Here is a 24,489-nt window from a genome sequence, read left to right on the forward strand (position 1 = left end):
TGGGCGCCGTTCAGGCGCCGGGCATCATCAGAACGAGAAGGTACCCGTCAGCGAGGCCGAGCGGCCCGCGCCCACCGTCGCGTAGTGCGAGGCGTAGGCCTTGTCGAAGTAGTACTTGTTGGTCAGGTTCTGGATGTTCAGCTGCAGGCTGAAGTTCTTGTTGACCACGTAGCTCACCATGGCGTCGTACTTCACGTACGACGGAATCCACTTGGTGTTGTTGACGTTGCCGTACTGCTTGCCCACGTAGGTCGCGCCGCCGCCGATGGTGAGGCCGGGCATGACCGTGTAGGTGGTCCACAGCGTCGCGCTGTTGCGCGGCGTGTTCGGGAACGCATTGCCGTTGAAAGGCGAGGGCGTGTACACGCCGTTCGTCAAGGCAAAACCGTTGTCCGTGAGCTTGGCGTCCAGGTAGGTGTAGCCGCCGAACACCTGCCAGTCGCGGGTGATGCTGCCGGCCAGGCCGAACTCGACGCCTTGCACGCGCTTCTTGCCCACGTTCTGCGTGCTGCCGTCGGCCGCGACGGTGCGGGCGTTCTTCATGTCGGTGCGGAAGATCGCCGAGGTCAGGACGAGGCGGCGGTCCAGCACTTCCCACTTGGTGCCGAGCTCGAAGCTGCGGCTTTCCTGCGGCTTCAGGTTGCGGATGGCCGCCGAGATGCCGTCGGCGCCGTCGCCGCCGTCGGTGCCCGGAGGCGTCGACGAGGTGCCGTACGACACGTAGATGCTGCCGTTGGGCGCCGGCTTGTAGACCAGGCCGGCCTGGTAGTTCAGGAACGAGGCCTTGTTCTCCAGCTCGATGCCCGGCACCACGCCGCCCGGGCGCACCGCGAGGCTGGTCGAGCCGGTGAGGGCGGTGCTCGGCACCGCCGCCGTGACGGCGATAGGCGTGGCATAGGCCGGCGTGACCGCGCGGGTCTTGTAGTCGTCCCAGCGCAGGCCCAGGTTCAGCGACCACTGCGGGTTGAACTCGATCGTGTCGAAGGCATACAGCGAGGTGGTGCGCGTCTTGACCTCGGTCACGGCGGGCGAGCGGGTGATCGCGCCGGTCCACGGGTCGTACGGGTTCGGGTTCAGCATCGTCGTGCAGTTGAAGGCGCTGCGCACGCCCGAGCCCACGGCGCAGTTCGTGCCGCTGACGGCGCTGCGGGGGTAGGTCTCATAGCCGGTCTTCAGGTCCTGCAGGAACAGGTAGTTGCCCTTGGTCGTGGCTTCCTTGCCGAGTTCGAGGCCGGCCACGTAGGTGTGCTTCATGCCGGCGGCTTCAAACTTGCCCGACAGGCTGGTCTGGTTGACCAGCGAATCGGAGTCGGACACGCGGTTGTTGGGCCGGCGCCAGATGCCGCCGTTGACCAGGAAGTTGCCGCGGCTGTCGTCGGGCTGCGTCCAGATGTAGTCGTTGGTCGACTGGCTGGAGCGCGTGACGTTGCGCAGCACCATGCCGCCGCCGAAGTCGTGCTTGACGTCGATCGTGCCGGCGTCGACCTTGGTGCGCTGGTAGTCGCGCCCCACGATGCCGTAGTAGGTGCCGCGCGGCACCGCGATGGGCTGGCCGTCGCCGTTGAGCGCCATGTTGGCGCCCGAGCTGAAGGGGTTGTTGTACGGAATGCCCGAGTCGGGCAGGTCGTTCGTCTCGTAGTGGTAGTAGCTCAGCGTGACCTGCGTGGGCGAGTTCATGCCGAAGGTCACGCTCGGTGCGATGCCCCAGCGCTTGACGTTGACCGGGCCGCGGCCGGCGATGTCCGACTTGAAGTTCATCGCGTTCAGGCGCGCCGCCACGCTGTCGGAGAGCTTGCGGTTGATGTCGATCGTTTCGCGCTGGTACGAATCGGTGCCCAGGCCGATCGAGCCGCTGAAGAAGTTCTCGGCCTGCGGGGCCTTGCTGACGATGTTGACCGAGCCGCCGGCCGAACCGCGGCCGCCGAACACGGAGCTGGGGCCCTTGACGACCTCGACCGACTCCACGTTGAAGATTTCGCGCGTCTGTGCGGCGCCGTCGCGCACGCCGTCGACGTAGGTGTCGCTTTGCGAATCGAAGCCGCGGATGAACGGGCGATCGCCGACCGGGTTGCCGCCTTCGCCGGCACCGAAGGTGATGCCGGGGGAGGTGCGCAGCGCGTCGACCAGCGTGGTCGCGCCGGTCTGGCGGATGACTTCCTGGGGAATCACCGTGATCGACTTGGGCGTGTCCAGCAGTGGGGCGGTGAACTTGGGCGAGGCCGACTTCTCGGTCTTGAAGTCGGTCGAGGCTTCGACGCGGACTTCGTTCAGCGTGGACTGTGCATGGGCGGACACCGAGGCGCCGAGGGCCACGAGGGTGGCGGTGGCCGCTCGGCCGGAGAGGTAGCGTGCAGGCGAGTGCTTGCGACTTTGGATATGGGTCATTGCGATTCTTGGTGTTGGAGTGGCCCCGTCGGGCAGGGCGGTCTTGCCTTGGCCGGTTCCGTACAGCAGGGCGGACGCTGGTGCGAGACACGAAGCAAGAGAAGAAATGATAATGACTCGCAATCAGTTCTGTGACTTGCTTTACCTTTGGTTTGCAAATAGACGGGAACTCTTGTCGCAGGATTGCCACACCTTCGGCCCGGCGTGGGAGCCCGAATTCGAAACCATTGGCCTACAATGAGAACGATTCGCAATCAGATTGATGCTGCGCACCGCACGCTCCCATGCCTCCATCCGACGCTTCCATCCACCTCGTGCGCACGCTGTACTGCGAGCATCAGCCGTGGCTGCTGGACATGCTGCGCCGCAAGCTCGGCAACGTGGAGAACGCGGCCGACCTGGCGCAGGACACCTTTGCGCGCATCCTCTCGTCGAACGAAGCAGGGCCGCTGCGTGAACCGCGGGCCTACCTGACGACCGTGGCGAGCCGCATCGCCGCCCAGTACTTTCGCCGCCTGGCGCTGGAGCGCACCTACCTCGACGCGATCGCGCACCTGCCCGAGGCGACCAGCCCGTCGCCGGAAACGCGGCTGCTCGTGCTGGAGGCGCTCACCGCCGTGAGCCGCGTGCTCGACGGGCTCAAGCCGCATGTGCGCGAGATCTTCCTCATGGCGCAGCTCGACGGCCTGACCTACCCGCAGATCGCCGCGCAGCTCGGGCTGTCGCTCAACGTCGTGCAGAAGGCGATGGGCAAGGCCTACCTGCATTGCTACCACGCCGTCTATGGCGAGTGAGCCCGGCCGTTGGGGCGAGCGCCTGGTGTTCAAGCCGGCCGCCGATTCCGCACGATCGATCGACCCGGCCATCGTCGAACAGGCGGTGGCGTGGCTGGTGAAGATCCAGTCCGGCAGCGCCTCGGTCCGTGAGGCCGAGGCCTGCGACCTCTGGCGCCGCGCGCACCCCGATCACGAACGCGCCTGGCTGCGCCTGAGCGGGCTGGGCCGCGACCTGCGCGAAGGCACGGGCGCCGTGCCTGCGCAGGTCGTGCGCTCGACCCTGCGCGGCGTCGACCACCAGCAGCGCCGATGGGCGCTGAAGGCGGTGGCAGGCCTGGGCGTCGGCGCCGTGGCGGCCTGGACGCTGCGGCACGACATCGCCGCGCTGAACGCCGACCACCGTACGGTCGCCGGTGAGCGCCGGCAGGTAGTGCTCGCCGATGGCACGCAGGTCTTTCTGAACACGCGCACCGCGATCGACGTGCGCATCGATACCACGCGTCGCACGCTGCGCCTGCTCGATGGCGAAATCATGGTGACCACCGCCAAGGATGCCGCCGGCCGACCGTTCGTGGTGCTGGGCCGCGACGGCCGCCTCGTGCCCGTCGGCACGCGCTTCGTGGTGCGTGCCTTCCACGACGCCGACGGTCCCCGCAGCGAGCTGACGGTGCTCGAAGGTGCGGTCGATCTGCAGGCGGGCGAGGGCACCCCGGTGCAGCGCGTGCCGGCCGGCCGCCGGGTCGGCTACGGCGCGGGCGGCATCGGCGCATTGCGGCCGCCCGGCGAAGGCGCTGCGGCCTGGACCGACGGCAGCCTCGTGGTCGAGCGCATGCGGCTGGCCGAGTTCGTGGCCGAACTGGGCCGCTACCGTCCCGGCGTGTTGCGATGCGACCGTGCGGTGTCGGAGGTGCTCGTGAGCGGCGCCTTCCCGCTCGCCGACACCGACGCCGTGCTGCGCATGCTGGAGGAAACGCTGCCCGTGCAGGTGCGTTCGCTGAGCCGCTACTGGGTCACGGTCGCAGCCCGCTGAAGCGGCTTGCAAAAAAATCTGCCGAAAAGCGGCAGGTTTCGAAGTCTCGTGCGTCAACGGAACAGGAGCTGCGAAATGCTTGATGCAAGCAAGCGGCTCGGGCTTCCTTCATTCCATCGATCACAGAGAGCGCTTCACATGGCATTCATCGCACGGCCCGGACTCCGTTTCCGGCCTTCTCCGTTGGCAACGCTCGCCCGCGCCGCCTGCCTGGCCGCCGCCCTGGGCGTGACGGCCACGGGCGGGCCCTCGGCCTGGGCGCAGACGGCGCAGGCCGCCGGCCCGAGCCGGCCCTACGCCATCGCCCCCGGGTCGCTGGACAGCGTGCTCGGCCGCTTCGGACGCGAGGCCAACGTGATGATCGCGATCGACCCCACGCTGACCCGCGGCCTGGAGAGTGCCGGCCTGCAGGGCACCTACAGCGTGCCGGAAGGCCTGGGCCATCTGCTGTCGGGCAGCGGCCTGGAGGCGGTGCCCGGTGCCGGCGGCGGCTGGCGCCTGCGCAAGACCATCGGTGCCGCAACCGCACCGAATGCAGCAGCCGCACCGGCCGAAGGCGCCACCCTGGCCCCGGTCACCGTCAGCGCCCAGCGCGAGCGGCTGTACGACGTGCAGGACGTCAACGCCGGCGCGCTCGGCATCCGTTCGCTGCAAGACCTGCCGTTCGCCGTGGGCTCCTACAGCGTCGACACCATCGAGGCGCAGCGTGCCCGCACCGCGCTCGACGTGTTGCGCAACGACCCGTCCGTCACGCCGACCTCGGGCTTCTCGTCCTTCGACGGCGTGGCCGTGCGCGGCTTCTCGGCCAACACCTTCAACAACGTGCGCCGCGACGGCCTGCTGGCCAACGTCTACAGCGACGTGCCGCTGGAGAACAAGGAGCGCGTCGACGTGCTCAAGGGCCTGTCGGGCTTCCTGTACGGCGTGGGCGAACCCAGCGGCATCGTCAACTATGTGGTGAAGCGTCCGACGCGCGAGCGCTTTGCCAGCGTGACGGCCGAGGTGCGCACCCAGGGTGGTCGCTATGCCGCCATCGACGCAGGCGGCCCGCTCGATGCCAACGGCACCGTGGGCTACCGCTTCAACGCCGCGACCGAGAAGGTCGGCGACTTCACGCATTTCGGCGACCTGAAGCGCGACTTCCTGAGCGGCGCGGTGGACATCAAGATCAACCGCGACGCACTGCTGCAACTGGACTTCGACTGGCAGAAGAAATCGCTCGCAGCCAGCGGCATGATCGGCCCGCTCAGCAACGGCACCGTGCTCGCCGCCTCGCGCTTCGATCCGCGCACGCTGGTCGGCCAACCCTGGGGCCAGTACAAGACCGACGCCTGGAACATCGGCGCGCGCCTCGATTACGCGCTCAACAGCAACTGGGACCTCACCGCGCAGCTGGGCTTCAGCCGCAGCAAGCGCAACGCGATCTTCTTCAACGCCTCGCAGATCGCGCCGAATGGCGACGTGCTCAAGGGCAACACGCGCTACGAGGCCGAGCCGTACCCGACCGCGGCGGGGCAGGTGTTCGCCACCGGCCGCTTCAAGACCGGCAGCATCGGGCACGAGACGGTCATCGGCTATTCATATTCCAGTCTGCAATCGCCCGATGGCGACTACCAGCGCTTCCCGCAGATGATCGGCAACGTGTTCCGGCCGCTGCCTTACCAGCAGCCGTACCTGTCGGACGACACGCACCTGCCCGCAAGCACCGCGCGCCAGCGCAGCGTGTTCGTGAGCGACACGATCAGCTTCACGCCGCAGTGGCAGCTGCTGCTGGGCGCGCGCCACATCAGCTACAGCAGTGACATCGGCAGCAAGTACGACGGCACGCCCAAGTACACGACCCGCGTCACCGTGCCCACGCTGAGCGTGATGTACAAGCCGGCCGAGCACACGACCGTCTACGCCACCTACGGCGAAGGCTTCGAGCAGGGCGCCTACGCACCGAGCTATGCCGAGAACGCGCTGCAGAAGCTCGGCCCCATCAAGAGTCGCCAGTACGAGATCGGCGTGAAGAGCCGCGTGCGCGACGGCCTGATGCTCACCGCCGCGATCTTCGACATGGACAAGCCGCTGCAGGCTGTCACGCCCGCCGACAACATCTTTCGCCAGAAGGGCAACCAGCGCCACCGCGGCGTGGAGTTCACCGCCAACGGCGAGATCACGCCGCAGCTGAGTGGCATCGCCGGCGTGTCCTGGCTGGACGCCGAGCAGCGCGACACCGGCGACGCGGCGCTCGAAGGCCGCCGACCCAGCAACGTCGCGCGCTTCCAGGCCAACGTGTTCCTCGACTACCGCCTGAGCGCGGTGCCGGGCCTGTCGTTCAACACCGGCGTCTACCACGTGGGCAACCGGCCGCTGGACCGCGCCAACACCATGATCGTTCCGAGCTTCACGCGCTGGGACCTCGGCGCGGCCTACGTCACGAAGGTGATGGGCAAGGCCTCGGTGATCCGCCTGTCGATCGAGAACGTCACCAACAAGCGCTACTGGAGCTCCGTCAACTACGGCGGCGTGACACAGGGCAACCCGCGCATCGTCCGCCTGGCGACGACGGTGAACTTCTGAAGGGGGCCGCCATGACGACCAAGAAGATCCTTGCGTTCGCCGCATGTGGCTTGTCGATGCTGCTGGCGAGCGGTGCCGCCTTGGCCCACGGCGTGTGGGTGGCACAGCGTGCGGGTGAACTGGCCCTGGTGCTCGGCGAAGGCGCGCTCGACGAGGCCTACGACCCGAAGCAGGTGCACGCGGTGAAGGCTTTCACTGCGAACGGCGAGGCCTCGGCCGTCAAGCTGCTGCCGCGCGAGCGCAACGTCGTCGTCGAGCCCGCGGCCGATGCGGCCGTGCTCTCGGTGGCGGTGGAAGACGGCTTCTGGTCGCAAGGCGCCGACGGCAAGTGGGTCAGCGGCTCGCGCCTGAAGGTGCCCGACGCGCGCCGCGCGGGCTACTACATGAAGTACGGCACCACGTTGCTCAAACCGGTGCGGATGCCGTTGCAGCCGCTGGGCATGGACCTCGAGATCGTGCCGCTGGTCGATCCGTCGACCTTGCGCCGGGGCCAGCCGCTGCCGCTGCGCGTGCTCTCCAAGGGGCAGCCGGTGGCGGGCGTGTCGGTCATCGCCGACTTCATCGGCCACACCGCAGGCCCGCGTGTGAAGACCGACAAGGCCGGGCGCGCCACCGTGGTGGTGGGCAGCAGCGGCCTGAACGTGGTGGCGGTGTCGCTCAACCGGCCGCGCAGCGACCGGCGCGAAGCCGACGAAGACGGGCTCGAAGCCACGCTGGCGTTCACCCTGCCGCGCGCGGGCGACTGAGCGCGCGCCGCCGCCGCGCGATGTCGCGACCGCTGCTGCTGCGCCTGCACCGATGGGCCGGCCTTGCCACCGGGCTCTTCCTGGTGCTGGCGGGCCTGACCGGCAGCCTGCTGGCCTTCGAGGACCGGCTCGAGGCCTGGCTCAACCCGGCGCTCTTCGTGACGGCGTCGCCACCGCCAGGCGGGGCTCGGCCGCTCGATCCTTTCGCGTTGCGCGAGATGGCGCAGCGCGCCGCGCCACCACAGGCGCTTGTCGACACGGTGCTGCTGGACCGCCAGGCCGACCGGTCGTTGCGCTACATCCTGTCGGCCCGAACCGATCCGGCGACCGGCCTGACGATGCCGCTCGATGTGGACGAGCTGTTCCTGAACCCTTACGACGGCAGGGTGCAGGGCACACGCCTGTGGGGCGCGTCGCTGTTCCAGCGCGAGACGGCGGTGAGCTTTCTCTACCGCTTGCACTACGCGCTCGCGCTGCCAGCGCCATGGAGCGCGGGCATCCTCGGCACGGTCGGCCTGCTCTGGACCTTCAACTGCCTGATCGGCCTGTGGCTGACGCTGCCGCGGCGCAGTACCCAGCCTTCGGCGCGCGGAGGGTGGCGGCGCTGGCGTGCGGCGTGGCGCGTCGGCCCGAGGGGCAATGCAATGCGGACGACGCTCGACCTGCATCGCGTCGCCGGCCTCTGGCTGTGGCTGGCGATGCTGGTCTTCGCCTGGTCGAGCGTGATGTTCAACCTGCGCGAGAGCGTCTACCGGCCGCTCATGTCGGTCGTCGCCGTGACGCCTGATCTCTGGGCCGGTGTGCCAACGCAGCGCACGCCGATGCGGGAGCCTGCCATCGACTGGAAGCCGGCGCATGCAGTCGCCCGCGAGGCGATGGCCGTGCTCGCTGCACAAAAGCACTTCACGGTGAACACGGAGCGTGACCTGCGGCTGGACCGCGCCCACGGCGTCTATGCGTACCGCGTGCACTCCAGCCTCGACGTGCCCGGAACGCCGGGCACGACCACCGTGCTCATCGACGCCACGACCGGCGCGGTGCGCGGCTTTGCGGGCGATGCCCGGGGCCACAGGCTCGAAGAGTGGCTGGGTGCGCTGCACATGGCACGGGCCTTCGGCACGCCCTACAAGGTGCTGGTGTCGCTGTTCGGGCTGGGGGTGGCGACGCTGTCGCTGGCCGGGCTGCTCCTCTGGTACCGCAGAAGGATGAACGGTATTGAGAAGCGCAAACCCAAAACAACGCGATGAATCGGGATCTGCCGGGACTGAATGGGATCGCTTGGGACGGGTCGTGCAACGACTTTACGCCGGTGGTAAAGCGCGCCCCACAAGATCGCTCACCTTGAGCGACCTTGTGGGGCGCCAGCATGCCAAGCGTCAGCGGCCACCTGCTTGATGACGGCCGCATCGACGCACTGCTTCCGCACAACTGGCAGCGCAGATCGGAGGCGACTCGGGGCCCACTGCAGTCGCTCCAACAATCCTCTCTTCGCCCCCGACCGCATCGACCTGCGGCACGCGGCGCTCCGTCCCTGGTGTGAACTAATTTCGGCTTGACGAGCGGACGGGCCTCGCGCAATCTCAGATGAGGGGAGCGTCTGTGGAGAGAGGGTTGAAATGATGATTCGCATTCGTTTGCAGCGCGCGCGCCTTGCCCTTCAAAGCGCAACACTGACAATGCTGCTCGCGTACGGCACCGTCGGTCTCTGGGTGATTTTTTGGTTCGGTGACTAGCAGCACTTGGGGGGGCGTTGCTTCGGTCGAGGCATGCCAACAGACTCAACCGTCCAAGTTGTCATTGCGTCAGCACTCTGTTGGGCCTGGCATTCAGGTACCCCCAGAGCGAGCCAGGAAGCACATAGTGACGCTTCCCGCCGACGACACCTTCATTCGCTTGAATCCCTGTGCCCTTCCACGGCGCAGAGCGCTGACGAACAAGCTCACCCACGTCCAGTTTCCTCCGTGAACTGAATGAGACGCTTGGATGTCAGCGCCATGTCGTTCGTTGCGATGCGTGCGCCCTTGGCGCTTGACGCCATTCAGTTCAGCTCCGCCAACGGGCGTGAAGACGACTTGTCGCACCGGCTGGCGCGGATTTATCGCGGGGCGCTCCAGCTTGTTGAGAAGTATTCGCATTTATAATGAATGCGAAAGTTTCTCAACTGAAAAGAGGCATCGATGGTTGTCGGCGAGTCGACCCCGCAACAGCAGGCGCACGCCCTCTACCGGGAGCACCACGGCTGGCTCTTCAGCTGGCTGCGCGGCAGGGTGGGCAACAGCTTCGACGCGGCGGACATCGCGCACGACACCTTCCTGCGCATCTGGTCGGGGCTGCGCGCCGGTGCCATCCCCACGCTGCACGAGCCGCGCGCCTACCTGACCACGGTGGCCAAGCGCCTCGTGATCAACCACCACGAACGCCAGTCGCTGGAGCGCGCCTACCAGGCGTCGCTGGCGCTGCTGCCTGAAGCGCTGGTGCCTTCGGTCGAAGAGCGCGCGATCCTGCTCGAGACGCTGCACGAACTCGATGCGCTGCTCGACGAACTGCCCGCCCGGGCGCGCACCGCGTTCCTGCTGTCGCAACTCGAAGGCCTCGGCTATGACGACATCGCTGCGCAGCTCGGGGTCAGTGTGCGCACCGTGACACGCTACATGGCGCAAGGGTTCGCGCAGTGCCTGCGGCTCATGTTGGCGACGCCGGTGTGAGCGCGGCCGTCGATCCCCGTCTGGTCGACGAGGCCGCGCAGTGGCTCGCGCGCATGTACGCGGGCCGCCTGTCCGAGGCCGATGCGCAGCGCTGGGCGCAGTGGCGCGACCAGAGCCCCGAGCACCAGCGCGTGTGGCACAGCGCCGAGCAACTGAGCCGCAAGTTCGGCGCGGTGCCACCGGATGTGGGCATGCCGGTGCTCGACCGGCGCCGGGGCCTGGCGAACCGGCGCGCACTGCTGCGCACCGTGGCCGTGCTGGTGGCCGCGCCGTCCGCGGCCTGGCTCGGCTACCGCGCCGTGCCCTGGCCGTCGCTCGGGGCCGAGTACCGCACGGCGACGGGCGAGCGTCGCACCGTCGAGCTGGCCGACCGCAGCCGCACCACGCTGAACACGGCGACGGCCATCGACGTGGCGTTCGATGCCACGCAGCGGCTGGTGCGACAGCGCAGCGGCGAAATCCTTGTCGAGACCGCACCCGACACGAACCCCGGAATTTCGCGACCGTTCCTGGTCGAGACGCCGCAAGGCCGGCTGCGCGCGCTGGGCACGCGTTTCATCGTGCGCATCGGCGAAGGCGGGCACAACCGCCTCACGGTGCTGGCCGGTGCGGTGGAAGTGAGCCCGACCCGCGCGACCGGCACGCCAGTGATCGTGCCGGCCGGACGACAGATGACGTTCACTGCCGATGCGACGGGCCCGGTGGCACCGGCCGCGAGCGGCGCCGAAGCCTGGACGCAAGGCGTGCTCTACGCTGAGGACATGCGCCTGGCCGATGTGCTCTCGGAAATCGGCCGCTATCGCAGCGGCGTGCTGCGCTGCGACCCCGCGGTGGCCGACTTGCGCGTGTCGGGCGCCTTCCAGCTCGAAGACACCGACCGCGTGCTCGCCGTCCTCGCGCAGACCTTGCCCGTGCGCGTGGATGCACGCACGCGCTACTGGGTGACCGTGACGGCCCGGTGATTCCCGGGCTGCTTCGCGCAGCGCCCTGAAAAATTTCTTGCCAATGCGTGTCCGGTTTTCGCGTCTCGCCTGTCATGTCGATGAAGAGCAAGCAAGCCATCCACTTCCCGACATGCGACAAGGACACCCTTCATGACCGCCAGGCCTTCCGTCTTCCCGACCTCCCGCGATGCCACGCAGCACCGCCAGCGCCTCGTCGTGCGCGCCGTGCAAGGCGCGCTGTGCGCCTTGGGCCTGGCCACCGTCGGGCTGGCCGCGTTGCCGGCCCATGCGGCCGATGCCGTGGCCGCCCCCGCGCGCAAGGCCTACCGCGTGCCGGCCGGTCCGCTGGGGCCGGCGCTGCTGAGCTTCGCGGGGCAGGGCGGCTTCAACCTCAGCTTCGACCTGGCCCGCACGCGCGGACTGACCACGCCGGGCCTGGCCGGCGAGTTCTCCGCCGAAGAAGGGCTCGGCCGGCTGCTGCAAGGCAGCGGCTTGCGCGCACGGCGACTGACCAGCGGCGACTTCACGCTGGATGCAACGCCGGCCCCCGTCGCCGCTGCGCCCACCATTGAATCCGCAGCGGCTGCCGACGCGCTGCCCGCCGTCACCGTGACCGCGCGCACGCAGAGCAACCTCATGGCGCCGACCCGGCAGGTCACCGTGCTCGAGCGCGAAGAGCTCGACACCCTGCGCCAGGGCTCCGACAGCGTCGCCACCTTGCTCAGCAAGGTCGTGCCTGGCATGGCCGACTCGAGCCACACCATCACCGACTTCGGCCAGACCCTGCGCGGGCGCAACATGCTCGTGATGGTCGACGGCATTCCGCTCAACACCAACCGCGATTCGTCGCGCAACCTGGCCAACATCAACCCCGCCGACGTCGAGCAGATCGAAGTGCTGCGCGGCAGCAGCGCCATCTACGGCAGCGGCGCGGCCGGCGGCATCGTGTCGATCCGCACACGCCAGCCCAGCGGCGAGGCGCGTGCCGAAACCACCGTCACCGGCGTGCTGCCGCTGTCGCGACCGGGCGGGGCGGGGCTGGGCGGCGAGGTGCAGCACTACCTCTCGGGCGGCGGCGAGGTCTTTGATTATTCGGTGAGCCTCGGTGCGCGGCGCGTGGGCGGCTCGTACGACGCGCGCGGCGACCGCATTGCGCCCGAACCCAGCCAGGGCGACCTGTTCGACTCGAACATCTACAACGCCTCCGCCAAGATCGGCTATCGCATCGACGCCAACCAGCGGCTGCAGCTGTCGGCGAGCCACTACGACGCGAAGCAGGACACCGACTACGCCTCCGACCCGTCGGTGGCCAGGTTGCCCGCGGGCAGCGTCGCGGCGCGCCCGCTCAAGGGCCTGCAACTCGACAAGCAGAACCGCGTGACCAACAGCCTGCTCGGCCTGGACTACACCAACCGCGACATTGCCGGCAGCACGCTCGCTGCGCAGCTGTACTACCGCGACTTCTTCACCCGCTTTGCGCCCTTCGACGCGCGCGGCGTCGTGGCGCGCGGTTCGAGCGTCGACCAGGTGATGCAGAACTCGCGCGTGTACGGCGGCCGGCTGACGGTCAAGACGCCGTTCGGTGCCGACAAGAAGACGCAGCTCACCTGGGGCGCCGACTTCAACCAGGAGCGCACCGACATGCCGCTGGACGTGTTCGACCCGAAGCTCTACGACGCCAGCCGCGGCCTGAGCTTTCAGCGCACCGGCACGCTGATCTTCATGCCGCCGATCACCACGCGCAGCCTGGGCGCCTTCGGCCAGCTGCAGCACCGCTTCAACGACCAGTGGTCGGTGGAGGGCGGGGCGCGCTACGACAAGGCCAGCGCGCGCTTCGACAGCTTCACGCCGCTGTCGCAGCTGCGCGCGCGCAACCCCGCCCAGGTGACGGGCGGCACCGTGGACTACGGCGCCTGGACCTACAACGCCGGCGTGGTGTTCAACCCGAGCAAGCGCCACGACATCTACGCCTCGTACAGCCAGGGCTTCGAGCTGCCCGACATCGGCCTGCAGGTGCGCAACGCGACCCCGAGCTTCAACATCCGCAGCTCCGACCTGCAGCCGGTGAAGACCGACACGCTGGAGCTGGGCTGGCGCGGGCGCTTCGACAACGCGGTGGCCAACCTCAGCGTGTTCCAGTCGCAATCGGCGTTGGGCGCAGTCCAGAGTTCGTTCAACGGCCTGGTCATGACGCGCACCAAGGAGCGCATCCACGGCATCGAAGGCGCCATCGACTACGCCGGCAGCGGCGACCGCTGGGCCACGGGCGGTTCCTTCACCTGGATCAAGGGCCGCGAGCTGCCGCAGGGCGGCACGCGCTACCAGGACATGTGGGGCTACCGCATCCCGCCGCTCAAGCTGACCGCCTATGTGGAGTACAAGCCCAGCGCGCGCTGGAGCCACCGGCTGCAGGCCGTGTCATACGGCTCGAAGGACTACCGGCTCGACGGCGTGAACAGCTTCGGGCGCCGCGAGACCAGCGGGTACACCACCGTGGACCTCGTCAGCCGCTTCAAGATCGACGAGAAGAACAACGTCGTCATCGGCGTGGAGAACCTGTTCAACCGCAAGTACTTCCCGCTGTACAGCCAGCTGCTGCGCAACAGCAACAACACGAGCCGGCTGCCGGCCGCGGGTGCGGTGCTGAAGGTGAGCTACTCGCACCGCTGGTAGGTCGAGCGGCGCGCGCCGCCCCCACGCACGATCACCCCTGGGGGCCGTGGTTGATCATGTCCCGGTGAATCAGCCAGCGGCCGTCCACCTTGCGCCACAGCACGAGGTAGCGCCCGCGGTCCGCCGTGACCTTCGTGCCCTCCGGCGTCGCGGCCTGGAGCTCATACGCCCCGATCTCCGAGGCCTCGTGCTCGTTCCCTTCGACATCGAGCGAGACGAAGCTCGCGGCCACGATGCCCTGGGCGAACACGCCCTCGAAGAAGCGCGCAATCTCTCCATGGCCCTTGAAGGTGGGCGCGCCCTCAGGCAGGAGCTGTGCTTCCTGCGTGTAGAGCGCCAGGGCGTCGGAAATGCGTCGGTCGGCGATGGCGCGTGCCAGCGCGTCCTCTTGCTGCTGGATCTGTTGAGTCAGGGTCATGGTGTTTCCGTGGTTGAAGAAGCGGGAGTGAAGACGTGTTCGTGGACGATGTGGCCATCGACCAGCGTCAACAGGCTGTGGGTCGCCGGAATCTCCGACGGCGCGATCGAGAACAGGTCCTGGGACAGCACGGCCAGGTCGGCGCAGGCGCCGGGCACCAGGCGGCCCTTGCGATCGCCCAGCCCCTCGGCCACCGCGCTGCCGTGCGTGTAGGCCCTCAGGGCGTCCTCCAGGCTGGCGGCCTCTTCGGGCCTGGGCGGATGCACCACGGCGGCATACAGGCTGAGAAAAGGGTTCAGCGGCCCGTCGGAGCCCAGGGCCACGGGGATGCCGGCGCCGAACAGCGAGCGGAATGCCGCAAAGGGCGTGTCGGCACCGAAGCGCGCCGCATACAGGTCGCCGAACAGGAAGTGCGACGGGTTCTGCACCACCGTCACACCCAGGGCTTTCGCGCGGTCGACCTGTGCGGGCGTGATGCCGTCGGCATGTTCGATGCGCAGCCCCGGGTCGCGCCAGTCCACACCGGGACCGAAGGACTCCGCGCACGCGAGCACCGTCTCCAGCGTCTGCGCGCCGATCGCGTGCAGCAGCAGTGGTTCGCGCGCGGCGATGCTTTCGCGCAGCATCTCGCGCACGTCGGACGCCGCGAAGTTCTCGCGCCCCTGGGTCGTCGGATCGTCGCCGTAGGCACGGCCGATGGCCGAAGCCCGTTCGACAGGCGTGCCGTCGAGAATCCATTTGGTGCCGTCCACGCGGATGCGCGGAGCGACCTGGCGCGGCAGCTCCCGGCCTTCGCTCACCAGGCGCCCCTGCGGCCCCGACGGCGGAAAGCGGATCACCCGCACCTTGATCGGCAGGTCGGCGGCCTTCAGCATCTCGACGTAGCGGGCCGCGGGCGTCCACGACATGTTCTGCAAGGTGGTGATGCCCCAGCGCACGCAATCGGCCGCCAGCGCACGAAGGCTGTCCACGCCCTCGTCGCGCGTGGCCATCGACGCGAAGGTGCGCTGCGGCGCCCATTGCGCGTACTCGTTGATGCGCCCCGACAACCGCCGGGTGCCCGCCACGCGTTCGTAGGTGCCGCCCAGCGGATCGGGCTCGTCGTCCGCGATGCCCAGCCGTTGCAACGCGGCGCTGTTCACCACGTTGGTGTGGTTGGTCATGCCCAGCAGGATGACCGGGTGCCGGGGCGCCAGCGCGTCGAGCGCGTCGCGCGTCACCGAGCGGTCGATCGACAGCCCGATGCCCATCACCCCGTAGATCCAGGTGCCCGCCGGCGAAGCGGCGACAGCCTCCTCGATCATCGGTGCCACCTGCGCGAAGCCGGGGTCCACGACGGGATCGACCGGCAGCCGGATGCCCGCGGGGTCGGGCGTGTGGTGCATGTGCGCGTCGTTGAAACCGGGAATCACCAGGCGCCCCTGCAGTTCGATGACCTCGGTGCGTTCGCCGATCCAGGCCTCGATCTCGGCGCGCGTGCCAGTGGCGACGATGCGGCCTTCGTCGATGGCGAGCGCCTCGCACCACGGATGCGCGCGGTCGGCCGTGAAGATGCGCCCGCCGGACAGCACGCGCTCGGCGCCAACTGGCGCCTTGGAAGGGCCACCGCGCCTTCGAACGAGCGGTGCCGCACCGTCGCTGCCAGCGGCCGGCAAGGCCGCGCCCGAGAGGCCCAGCGGTTGCGCCTGCCAGGCAGCGGCCATGCACGTCCACAGCATCGGTCGGGTGAGCGGTGCGGGCTGTCGCCAGTCGGCATCGTGCGCTGCGCTGTGCACAGCGTGGAGCAGCTGAAGAAACGCCGCGCGCGGGATGCAGCAAGCGCAGCGGTAGGGCGCACTGTTCTTCTTCGCGGGCGAGGGCGCCGGCACGGGTGGCATGGCCACTGGCGAGGTCACCGGCAGTGCGGCGTGCGGATGAAGGGCGGTCATGAAGCGGGCTCACTCTCACGGGATGACGGACGGTCAGCGTAGAGAAGCGAGGCGCCCGCGCACAGACAAACTGCTGTCAATTCCGGCCATCGACCACACGCGACGACAGGCCGGGGCCTGCCCCTCTCGCGTTCCCGCGGGGCAGCACGTACGATCCGAAAGCACGCGCGGCCCCGCCCCTCCGATCGGCGCTGCGCTCCCTGGAGCACCTCGATGACACACCCCGCCGACAGCCACCTCGTGGTGATCCTCGCGTTCGACGAGGTGACGGCCTCCGACATCACCGGCACCGCCGATGTCTTCGCCATGGCGACGCGTTACTTTCTCGGCAGCGCCACGCCGGGCTACCGCATCGCGATCGCATCCATCGGGGGTCAGCCGATCCGCACGTCATCGGGCATCTGCATGGCCACCGAGCCCTTGTCGCAGATCGCCACCGAGCGCATCGGCACGCTGGTCGTGCCCGGCGGCGGGCCGCCCGCAGACCCACCGATTCCCGCCGACCTGGTGGCATGGCTGGCGCGCGAAGGCCGCCAGGTGCCCCGCATCTGCGGCATCTGCACCGGCACCTTCCTGCTGGCGGAGGCGGGCTTGCTCACGAACAAGCGGGTCACCACGCACTGGCAGGCCGCCCGGGTGATGGCCGAGCGCTATCCGCAGGGCCGCATCGAGGCCGACCACATCTACTCGCGCGATGGCGAACTGTGGACGTCGGCCGGCTTCACCGCCGGGCTCGACCTCGCGCTGGCCGTGCTCGAGGAAGACCACGGCTACGAGATCGCCATGGAAGCCGCGCGTTCCTTCGTGACCTTTCTCAAGCGCCCGGGCCACCAGTCCCAGTTCTCGGCGGCGTTGTCGTCGCAGATCGCCGGCGATCGCGGCTTCAGCAAGCTGCACGCATGGCTCATGGAGCACCTGGCCGACGAGCTGAGCGTGGAAACGCTGGCCGACTGCGTGGGCATGGCGCCCCGCACCTTTGCGCGCCGCTACACCGAGCAGGTCGGCCGCACGCCGGCCAAGACGATCGAGGCCTTCCGCATCGAGGCCGCATTGCGCTCGCTCGCCGAGCCGACGCTGAGCCTGAAGAAGATCGCGCGCGACTGCGGATTCGGAGACGAGCAGAACATGCGGCGCTCGTTCGTGCGCGTGCTGGGCGTCGGGCCGGACAGCTACCGGCACTCGGAAGCTGTCGGAACCGCCGCTGCGCTCAACTAGGCAAAGCCGCGCCGGCGAGCCGCCTGTGCCACGAGGTCGTTGGGCATTTCTCCTTGCAGGATGCCGCGTGCCGTCGCCAGCGTCTCCTGCGACGCGATCTCGGGCCGGCCCGAACCGAAGGGCGGTTGGGGTGCGTATTCCATCAATAGCTCCGTCAGCGCGCCGTTGGGTGCACCGGCCCACTGGCCGATCATGTGCAGGCCGAAATCCACGCCGGCCGTCATGCCGCCGCCCGTGGCGCGGTTGCGGTCGATGACGATGCGCTCGTTCACCGGCTGGGCGTCGAACAGTTCGAGGTAGTCGCGCGAGTACCAGTAGCAGGCCGCCTTGTAGCCCTTGAGCAACCCGGCCGCGCCCAGCAGCAGCGAGCCGTTGCAGACGCTGGTGACCCAGCCCGCCCGGGCGCCGATGCGCGCGACCGCGTCGAGGTAGGCGTCGTTGTCGAGTGCCTCGAATGCGGGCCTGCCGCCGCCAGGCACGAGCAGCACATCGGGGTCCTGCCAGCATGTCCTGAAGTCGTGCGTGGCCACGATGTCCGCGTGCGGTCCGCCGAAGTCCATGGGCAGGGCACCCGCCTGCGCGGCGGCAAACTGGAACTGCGCGCCGGGAATCAACCCCCAGCAATTGGCCGGGCCGATCAGGTCGATGGCGGTGAAACGGGGAAAGAGCAGGGCGAGGATGCGCATCGTTGGCCTTTGACGAAGAGGAGGGGGAGCCCGAAAGGGCTGGCCAAAATCATGGCACGCGCACCCCAGGGCCGCGATGCCAACCCTGCGTCAAAAACAGCCAAGGCGCAGTGGGCGCGCGCCGCTGCGCTGCAGTCTCAGCGGTACGAGAGCACCAGCCCGTGCACCAGCCGCGTCCAGCCGTCCAGCATCACGAACAGCAGCAGCTTGAAGGGCAGCGAGATGGTGGTGGGCGAGATCATCGACATGCCCAGCGCGAGCAGCACGGTGGCGACGATCAGGTCGACCACCACGAACACCAGGTAGATGATGAAGCCGATCTGGAAGGCGCGCGTGAGTTCGCTGAGCGTGAAGCTCGGCACCAGCACCATGAAGTCGTCGTCCCTCAGCTGTTCGGCGCGCGCCTTGGGCCAGATGTTGGCGGCCGACTTCAGGAAGAACTGCCGCTCGCGCTCGTGCGTGTGCTTCTGCAGGAACTCCTTCACCGGCGCCTTGGCCGCATCGACCACGGCCATGATGTCGCCCAGACCTTCGCCCTTGGCGCCGAAGGTGCGCCCGCGCAGCGCGTCGCCGATGTCCATGCCGACCGGCGCCATGATGTACACCGACAGGATGATCGCGATGCCGTTGAGCACCATGTTGGGCGGCGTCTGCTGCAGGCCCAGCGCGGTGCGCAGCAGGCCGAACACGATCACCAGCTTGGTGTAGCTGGTCACCATCAGCGCCACGAACGGCGCGATGCCGAAGGCGACGATGAGCGCGACCAGCGTGAGGGGTTCGGGAAGGCCGCCTTGCATGCTCAGACTTCGCCGGGGGCGAACTCCGACACGCGCACGCCGAGGCGGTCGCCCACCGCGACGAGGTAGCCCTTGCCCAGCACGTTGCCGTGCGCCAGGATGCGCACCGGGCTGCGGTTGAGCGGCTGGCCCAGGTCGAACACGTGGCCGGCGCGGATGCTGCGCAGTTCGCCCAGCGACAGCGACAGGTCGCCGACCTCGAAGCGCAGCGTCACCTCCAGCGCATCGAGCCGGTCGATCGGCAAATGGGTGTTGTCCGCGACGCCCGCAGTGGGTGCGGCCGGGGTGGGGGAGTCTGGCTTCATGGCACTGTCTCTCGATTGCTGAACGGTGATGCGCGAGCCTTCGGCAAAGGCCGAGAGATGCCGCCCCGCGGGGCCTCCCAGCTCGGCCGTGACCACGATCGCGGCGCCCGAGGAGCGCCATTGCTCGATGCCGACGATGTCGCCGGGGCGGATGCTGCGGATCTCGCGCAGCTGGATCGGCGTGCTGCCGAGGCTGAAGTTCACGGGCAGGCGCAAGGCGTCGAAGGCCTCGTCTGCATGCGCGTTGTGGCGGTGCGTGGCGTCGCGCGCTGGCACCAGCGTGTCGAGCGTGGCGGCATCCTCGAACTGCACGAAGCCGCGCAGCAGTGCGCCGCCCTCGGTGGGCGTGGCAGTGAAGAACGCAGCGCGCTCGGGGTCGCAGTGCACGCGCGACGCGGTGCTGTGCTCGCGCCGCTCCTGCGCGTCGCGCGCCTCGGCTTCCGAAGGCTGCCATTCGAAATGCAGGCGCAGTGTTTTCTCCAGCGCATCGATCACCGGATGCAGTGCATCGGCCAGCAGGATGTAGCGCAGGTCGCGCGGCAGCAGGTCGATGCGGCGCTCGCCCAGCAGCACCTGCAGGCTCGGCGCATCCAGCGCGAGGTGGCCCACGTGCGCGCCAAGCCTGAAGCGATAGCTCCCGTGCGCGGTGTGGCCGAGCGCTGCATCGTGGTGCCAGCCGATGGCATACCGCGTGCCGCGCGCCGACACCGCTTCGGGCAGCGGCGGTGCGCCATACAGGCGATTGAGCGCGCGCACGTTCGCAGCATCGGCACGCGGCAATGCGCGGGCTTCGCCGAGCTCGGTCACCGATTCAGCGCCTGCGATCGGCATGCACGCTTTCGTTCGACATGGCGGTGCGGGCGGTCCTACGTCTTGTCACTGTCTTCATGCCTTGAAGCAACGCGAGGCAGCTCGCATCGGGACCGGCAGCTTAGCCAGAGGCCTCTCGCGCAGGTAGTCCGCAAACACGTAGTGCCGCGCGCGCCACACACCGCAGGCATCTACGAAAACTCGTGGTTGCCGTGAATGGATGGCGGCGCATAGAGTCCGACGCGACGTGACATCCCTCACGTTCGACGAGGGTGTGGCGAGCGATGCAAACGGCATCGCCCGTCATGCCGAACACACCGCAAGACAAAAGTAGAAAAGTAGCAATGGCGAGTTCTCCGCGATCACTTTCAACCTACCGTGGCGGTGTGCGCGACCTGCTGGGCAGTGCAGGCCGCTACAACGACCTGCTGCTCGCAGGCCTGCTGGTGGTGATCGTCGCGCTGTTCGTGTTGCCGCTGCCCACGCCGCTGCTCGACCTGCTGATCGCGAGCAACCTGGCCATCAGCCTGGTGCTGCTGATCGTGGCGATGTACGTGCCCTCGGCGCTGTCGCTCTCCACCTTTCCGTCGCTGCTGCTGTTCACCACGCTGTTTCGGCTGGCGCTGAACATCGCATCGACCAAGCTGATCCTGCTGCATGCCAATGCGGGCCACATCATCGACACCTTCGGCAAGCTGATCGTCGGCAACAACGTGGTGGTCGGCGGCGTGGTGTTCCTCATCATCGCGATCGTTCAGTTCATCGTGATCGCCAAGGGCTCCGAGCGCGTGGCCGAAGTGGCGGCGCGGTTCGCACTCGATGCAATGCCGGGCAAGCAGATGAGCATCGACGCCGACGTGCGCGCCGGCGTGCTCTCGTCCGCGCAGGCGCAGAAGCGCCGCCAGATGCTGGAGCAGGAATGCCAGCTGCACGGCGCGATGGACGGCGCCATGAAGTTCGTCAAGGGCGACGCCATCGCGAGCATCGTGATCGCGCTGGTGAACATCCTTGCGGGCATCGCCATCGGCACGCTGATGCACGAGATGAGCCTGGGCGCCGCGCTGCAGCGCTACGCGATCCTCACGGTCGGCGACGGCATGGTGTCGCAGATTCCGTCGCTGCTGGTGTCGATCGCGGCCGGCATCGTCATCACGCGCGTGAGCACCGGCGAGCGCCGCGACACGCAGCTCGCCAACCAGATCGGCCAGCAGCTCATGGCGCACCCGCGCGCGCTGATCATCGCGGGCCTGGCGGTGGCGAGCTTTCTGCTGGTGCCGGGCTTTCCGAAGTGGGTGTTCGGCCTGCTCGCGGCCGTGCTGCTGGGGCTGGGCTTTGCGGTGCGCATGCTGCGCCAGAAGAACCAGACGCCGGGCTGGATCTCGCACCGCGAAGGCGAGGCCTCGCGGGCAGACGAAGAGGGCGACCACGCCATCGCCGCGCCGCTGGCGGTGCGCCTGTCGAGCCGGTTGCGCGGCGGCGTCGACCGCCATGCGCTCGACCAGCAACTGGCCACGGTGAAGACCGCGGTCGAGTCCGACCTCGGCCCCGTGTTCCCGCGCCTGCAGGTGGCCTATGCGGATGGCCTGCCTGTGCATGGCTACCAGGTGCTGGTGCACGACGTGGCGGTGACCGAAGGCACGCTGCGCCCGGGCTGGCGCATGCTCGATCCGGCCGAGGCCGCCGCGCCTCCGGCCGGCGCCGAAGTGGCCGAGCCCTTCGGCCCGTTCACGCGCGTGGTGTGGGCACCGGGCGAAGCCTCCGGCTTCAAGAGCTGGAACAACGAAGAGGTGGTGGGCCTGCACCTGGATGACGCGGTGCGCCGCAACGTGCGCCAGCTGATCGGCCTGCAGGAGGTGCAGCGCCTGCTGCACTCGGTGCAGCGCGATGCGCCCGAGCTGGCGGCCGAGGTGTCGCGCGTGGCCTCGAGCCAGCGCATCGCCGAGGTGCTGCGCCGGCTGCTGCAGGAGGGCATTCCGATCCGCAACCTGCACGCCATCTTCGAATGCCTCGCGATCTGGGCGCCGAAGGAGCAGGACGCCATCGCGCTGACCGAGCTGGTGCGCATCGACCTGGGCCGCTACATCACCAGCCGCTACGTGGGGCCGAACCGGCAGCTCGAGGCCATCCTGTTCGAGTCCAGCCTGCTGGAGCGCGTGCAGAACGCCATCGAACGTTCGCCGCGCGGCAACCTGCTGCTGCTGAGCCCGGCCGTCACGCAGGACATCCGCGAGCAGGTGCGCCGCATCCTCGGCTCGGCCGCGACGCGCGTGGTGGCCATCGCCTCGTCGGACGTGCGCCGCTACATCAAGACGCTGATCGAGCCGGTGGCGCCGCTGCTGCCCGTGTTGTCCTACCAGGAAGTCGACGAAGACGTGGCCCTGCAGCCGGTGGGCTGGGTCACGAATCCGCAAGCCCATTGATGAACTTTTCCTTGCCTTCCGTGGCACTCCCCAAGAAGCACCATGACACCGCAGAACATCCTGGACATCACGCGCGAGGGGCTGCTCCTCGTGCTGTGGATCTCGTTGCCGGTGGTGGCGGTGGCCACGCTCACGGCCCTGGTGGTGGCGGTGCTGCAGGCCGTGACGCAGGTGCAGGACCAGAGCATCGGCCAGTCGATCCGGCTGATCGCGGTGATGGTGGCGATCATCGCCACGGCGGGCTGGCTGGGGCGCGACGTGATGCGCTTCGCCGAACGCGCCTTGCAGACACTGAGTTCCTTGCCGTGATCGCCGCGCACCTGAACCTGCTGCGCCAGCGGGCCTTCCTGCTGTTCGGCTGCGCCGCGCTGGTGCTGCTGGCCGCGCACCAGCACAGCCAGGCTGCCGAGCTGCGCTGGCACAACCGGCCGTTCCAGATCGTCGCCAACGAGAAGCCCTTGCCCGACTTCCTGCGCGAGCTGGCGTCGTCGCAGAACGTCACGGCGGTGATCGATCCCAAGGTGGCCGGCGTCATCAGCGGCAAGTTCGCCGGGCCGGCGCTGGGCATCCTCAACAGCGTGTGCTCGGTCAACGGCCTCACCTGGTACTTCGACGGCGCGTTCCTCTTCGTCGACCTGGCGGCCGACGCCAAGAGCGAGGTGCTTCCCATCGCCGGCGAGAACGCGGGGCGCATCGCCGAGACGCTGGTGCGCCTGCACATCTCCGACGAACGCTACCCGCTGAGCATCAGCGAACGCGACGCCAGCGTGTATGTCACCGGCCCGCGCCGCTACGTGGAGATGGTGCGCCAGGCCGTGAAGCTGGCCGACCAGAAGAGCGCGATGGCCGAGGGCGCCGAGATCCGCCTGTTCCCGCTCAAGTACGCCTGGGCCGCCGACTTCCGCATCAACCGCTCTGGCAAGGACACGGTGATTCCCGGCGTGGCCAATGTGCTGCGCAGCCTCTACGGGCGCAGCACCGGCAATGCGTCGTCAGGCAGCAGTGGTGGCCGCGGCATGAGCGGCGGCATGTCGCTCGGGCCGAACCGGCAGATCAAGCTGCGCAGCGGCGAAACCATCAACGCGCCGAAGGTCGAGATCGCCGGTGCAGGCGGCGGTGGCAGCGACGGCGCGACATTGGGCGGCATGGCGAGCATCGTCGGCGGCGAGCTGCCGCAGTTCCAGGCCGACACGCGCATGAACGCCGTGCTGGTGCGCGACATGCCCGACAAGATGGCGCAGTACGCCCGACTGATCGAATCGATGGACGTGCGCCCGCGCCTGGTCGAGATCGAGGTGACCATCATGGACATCAGCTCCGACACGCTCAGCAGCCTGGGCATCGACTGGCGCCTGCACGGTCGGCACGCCGACTTCCAGACCGGTCGCGGCGACCGCGGACAGCTGACCTGGGGCGGCACGGGCAGCGAGGCCGGGCAGATCGGCAGCTTCGACGGCACGGGCAACCCGCTCACGCCGCTGGGCGGCATGCTCACCGCGGCCATCGGCAACAGCGCGCGCAACTACCTGCTGGCCCGCGTGACGGCGCTGGCCACCAACGGCAACGCGAACTTCGTGGCCCGCCCCAAGGTGATGACGCTGGACAACACCGAGGCCGTGCTGGAGAACCTGAGCGAGTTCTACGTGCGGGTGGACGGCTTCCAGGACGCGGGCCTGTTCAGCATCACCGCCGGCACCGCCGTGCGGGTGACGCCGCTGGTCATCGACGAGAAGGCCAGCCGCGGCGTGATGATGTCCATCGATATCGTCGACGGCGACCTCAGTCCGATGTCGGTCGACAAGATCCCGATCGTGCGCCGCCGCACCGTCAACACGCAGGCGCTGGTGGAAGAGGGCTCGAGCCTGCTGATCGCCGGCTACTCGTCGGAAGAAAAGACCAATGCGGTCACGGGCGTGCCGCTGCTGAAGGACATCCCCGGCGTCGGCGGGCTCTTCCGCTCGACCGAGAAGAAGCAGGCCAACATGGAGCGCTTCTACCTGCTGACGCCGCGCCTCGTGGTGCCCGGCGCCACGGCGAACGTGCCGTCGCTGCCGCTGCCGCCCCCTGCATCGGTGGGAGGCTGAAC

Annotated in this window: 18 protein-coding genes; 12 read left to right on the forward strand and 6 right to left on the reverse strand. The window is 68.6% G+C overall.

Features of this window, described 5'->3' with window-relative positions; genetic code table 11:
- Nucleotides 1–27: 27 nt before the first annotated feature.
- On the reverse strand, nt 28–2,385 hold the full coding sequence (locus tag AC07Q9_RS08130; protein WP_492676936.1) for a TonB-dependent receptor: 2,358 nt from the start codon (nt 2,383–2,385) through the stop codon (nt 28–30).
- 284 nt (nt 2,386–2,669) lie between these two features.
- Between AC07Q9_RS08130 and AC07Q9_RS08135 the strand changes: the two genes are divergently transcribed.
- From AC07Q9_RS08135 to AC07Q9_RS08170, 8 genes are all read left to right on the forward strand, one after another.
- Nucleotides 2,670–3,179: a sigma-70 family RNA polymerase sigma factor gene (locus AC07Q9_RS08135; RefSeq protein WP_489056618.1), complete on the forward strand. Its 510-nt coding sequence runs from the start codon at nt 2,670–2,672 to the stop codon at nt 3,177–3,179.
- The gene (locus tag AC07Q9_RS08140) at nt 3,169–4,191 is read left to right on the forward strand and encodes a FecR domain-containing protein (protein ID WP_495308647.1); all 1,023 of its coding nucleotides are present in this window, start codon (nt 3,169–3,171) and stop codon (nt 4,189–4,191) included. Before AC07Q9_RS08135 ends, AC07Q9_RS08140 begins: the two co-directional genes overlap by 11 nt.
- Nucleotides 4,192–4,374: 183 nt before the next feature.
- The gene (locus tag AC07Q9_RS08145) at nt 4,375–6,756 is read left to right on the forward strand and encodes a TonB-dependent siderophore receptor (protein ID WP_495308648.1); all 2,382 of its coding nucleotides are present in this window, start codon (nt 4,375–4,377) and stop codon (nt 6,754–6,756) included.
- Nucleotides 6,757–6,767: 11 nt separating this feature from the next.
- A complete protein-coding gene (locus AC07Q9_RS08150) occupies nt 6,768–7,502 on the forward strand; it encodes a DUF4198 domain-containing protein (protein WP_495308650.1) in 735 nt (244 codons plus the stop codon).
- Nucleotides 7,503–7,522: 20 nt separating this feature from the next.
- Nucleotides 7,523–8,749, forward strand: coding sequence for a PepSY-associated TM helix domain-containing protein (locus AC07Q9_RS08155; RefSeq protein ID WP_495308653.1), 1,227 nt, complete (start codon nt 7,523–7,525; stop codon nt 8,747–8,749).
- A 930-nt stretch (nt 8,750–9,679) separates the two neighbouring features.
- The gene (locus tag AC07Q9_RS08160) at nt 9,680–10,207 is read left to right on the forward strand and encodes a sigma-70 family RNA polymerase sigma factor (protein ID WP_495300229.1); all 528 of its coding nucleotides are present in this window, start codon (nt 9,680–9,682) and stop codon (nt 10,205–10,207) included.
- Nucleotides 10,204–11,169 (forward strand): FecR domain-containing protein, encoded by a 966-nt coding sequence (locus AC07Q9_RS08165; RefSeq protein ID WP_495308655.1) that lies wholly within the window; start codon nt 10,204–10,206, stop codon nt 11,167–11,169. Before AC07Q9_RS08160 ends, AC07Q9_RS08165 begins: the two co-directional genes overlap by 4 nt.
- A gap of 132 nt (nt 11,170–11,301) precedes the next feature.
- A complete protein-coding gene (locus AC07Q9_RS08170; protein ID WP_495308657.1) occupies nt 11,302–13,824 on the forward strand; it encodes a TonB-dependent receptor in 2,523 nt (840 codons plus the stop codon).
- A 31-nt stretch (nt 13,825–13,855) separates the two neighbouring features.
- Here AC07Q9_RS08170 and AC07Q9_RS08175 read toward each other — a convergent pair whose 3' ends face one another.
- Nucleotides 13,856–14,242 (reverse strand): YybH family protein, encoded by a 387-nt coding sequence (locus AC07Q9_RS08175; RefSeq protein WP_495308659.1) that lies wholly within the window; start codon nt 14,240–14,242, stop codon nt 13,856–13,858.
- Nucleotides 14,239–16,170 carry an amidohydrolase gene (locus AC07Q9_RS08180; RefSeq protein WP_495308661.1) on the reverse strand — a complete coding sequence of 644 codons (1,932 nt, stop codon included), beginning with the start codon at nt 16,168–16,170 and terminating at the stop codon, nt 14,239–14,241. Before AC07Q9_RS08180 ends, AC07Q9_RS08175 begins: the two co-directional genes overlap by 4 nt.
- Before the next feature lie 213 nt (nt 16,171–16,383).
- Here AC07Q9_RS08180 and AC07Q9_RS08185 point away from each other — a divergent pair, with 213 nt between their 5' ends.
- Entirely contained in the window at nt 16,384–17,385 is a 1,002-nt protein-coding gene (locus tag AC07Q9_RS08185) for a GlxA family transcriptional regulator (protein WP_495300224.1), read from the forward strand.
- On the opposite strand, the gene AC07Q9_RS08190 is transcribed toward AC07Q9_RS08185, so the two are convergent.
- The 3 genes from AC07Q9_RS08190 to sctQ form a co-directional block, all read right to left on the reverse strand.
- Nucleotides 17,382–18,071 (reverse strand): DJ-1/PfpI family protein, encoded by a 690-nt coding sequence (locus AC07Q9_RS08190; RefSeq protein ID WP_492676949.1) that lies wholly within the window; start codon nt 18,069–18,071, stop codon nt 17,382–17,384. The two genes, AC07Q9_RS08185 and AC07Q9_RS08190, sit on opposite strands and share 4 nt — an antisense overlap.
- A gap of 137 nt (nt 18,072–18,208) precedes the next feature.
- Nucleotides 18,209–18,868: a type III secretion system export apparatus subunit SctR gene (gene sctR, locus AC07Q9_RS08195; RefSeq protein WP_099789470.1), complete on the reverse strand. Its 660-nt coding sequence runs from the start codon at nt 18,866–18,868 to the stop codon at nt 18,209–18,211.
- A 2-nt stretch (nt 18,869–18,870) separates the two neighbouring features.
- Nucleotides 18,871–20,004, reverse strand: coding sequence for a type III secretion system cytoplasmic ring protein SctQ (sctQ, locus tag AC07Q9_RS08200; protein WP_495308663.1), 1,134 nt, complete (start codon nt 20,002–20,004; stop codon nt 18,871–18,873).
- A gap of 323 nt (nt 20,005–20,327) precedes the next feature.
- Here sctQ and sctV point away from each other — a divergent pair, with 323 nt between their 5' ends.
- From sctV to sctC, 3 genes are read left to right on the forward strand one after another with little or no spacing between them, the layout of a single operon-like run.
- Nucleotides 20,328–22,403 (forward strand): type III secretion system export apparatus subunit SctV, encoded by a 2,076-nt coding sequence (gene sctV, locus AC07Q9_RS08205; RefSeq protein WP_495308665.1) that lies wholly within the window; start codon nt 20,328–20,330, stop codon nt 22,401–22,403.
- A 42-nt stretch (nt 22,404–22,445) separates the two neighbouring features.
- Nucleotides 22,446–22,712 (forward strand): type III secretion system export apparatus subunit SctS, encoded by a 267-nt coding sequence (gene sctS / locus AC07Q9_RS08210; protein ID WP_099789463.1) that lies wholly within the window; start codon nt 22,446–22,448, stop codon nt 22,710–22,712.
- Nucleotides 22,709–24,487 carry a type III secretion system outer membrane ring subunit SctC gene (sctC, locus tag AC07Q9_RS08215; RefSeq protein ID WP_495308667.1) on the forward strand — a complete coding sequence of 593 codons (1,779 nt, stop codon included), beginning with the start codon at nt 22,709–22,711 and terminating at the stop codon, nt 24,485–24,487. Before sctS ends, sctC begins: the two co-directional genes overlap by 4 nt.
- The last annotated feature ends 2 nt before the right edge of the window (nt 24,488–24,489 follow it).

It is taken from the genome of Variovorax sp. GW821-FHT09A10, from assembly GCF_059418385.1.

Excerpts from the sequence above, each read along its gene's own strand:
- sctR (WP_099789470.1), bottom strand. The coding sequence starts at position 18,868 with ATGCAAGGCGGCCTTCCCGAACCCCTCACGCTGGTCGCGCTCATCGTC.
- AC07Q9_RS08150 (WP_495308650.1), top strand. The coding sequence starts at position 6,768 with ATGACGACCAAGAAGATCCTTGCGTTCGCCGCATGTGGCTTGTCGATG.
- AC07Q9_RS08190 (WP_492676949.1), bottom strand. The coding sequence starts at position 18,071 with ATGCGCATCCTCGCCCTGCTCTTTCCCCGTTTCACCGCCATCGACCTG.
- AC07Q9_RS08170 (WP_495308657.1), top strand. The coding sequence starts at position 11,302 with ATGACCGCCAGGCCTTCCGTCTTCCCGACCTCCCGCGATGCCACGCAG.
- AC07Q9_RS08180 (WP_495308661.1), bottom strand. The coding sequence starts at position 16,170 with ATGACCGCCCTTCATCCGCACGCCGCACTGCCGGTGACCTCGCCAGTG.
- AC07Q9_RS08140 (WP_495308647.1), top strand. The coding sequence starts at position 3,169 with ATGGCGAGTGAGCCCGGCCGTTGGGGCGAGCGCCTGGTGTTCAAGCCG.
- sctQ (WP_495308663.1), bottom strand. The coding sequence starts at position 20,004 with ATGCCGATCGCAGGCGCTGAATCGGTGACCGAGCTCGGCGAAGCCCGC.
- sctV (WP_495308665.1), top strand. The coding sequence starts at position 20,328 with ATGGCGAGTTCTCCGCGATCACTTTCAACCTACCGTGGCGGTGTGCGC.
- AC07Q9_RS08160 (WP_495300229.1), top strand. The coding sequence starts at position 9,680 with ATGGTTGTCGGCGAGTCGACCCCGCAACAGCAGGCGCACGCCCTCTAC.
- AC07Q9_RS08130 (WP_492676936.1), bottom strand. The coding sequence starts at position 2,385 with ATGACCCATATCCAAAGTCGCAAGCACTCGCCTGCACGCTACCTCTCC.
- AC07Q9_RS08155 (WP_495308653.1), top strand. The coding sequence starts at position 7,523 with ATGTCGCGACCGCTGCTGCTGCGCCTGCACCGATGGGCCGGCCTTGCC.
- AC07Q9_RS08135 (WP_489056618.1), top strand. The coding sequence starts at position 2,670 with ATGCCTCCATCCGACGCTTCCATCCACCTCGTGCGCACGCTGTACTGC.
- AC07Q9_RS08175 (WP_495308659.1), bottom strand. The coding sequence starts at position 14,242 with ATGACCCTGACTCAACAGATCCAGCAGCAAGAGGACGCGCTGGCACGC.
- AC07Q9_RS08185 (WP_495300224.1), top strand. The coding sequence starts at position 16,384 with ATGACACACCCCGCCGACAGCCACCTCGTGGTGATCCTCGCGTTCGAC.
- sctS (WP_099789463.1), top strand. The coding sequence starts at position 22,446 with ATGACACCGCAGAACATCCTGGACATCACGCGCGAGGGGCTGCTCCTC.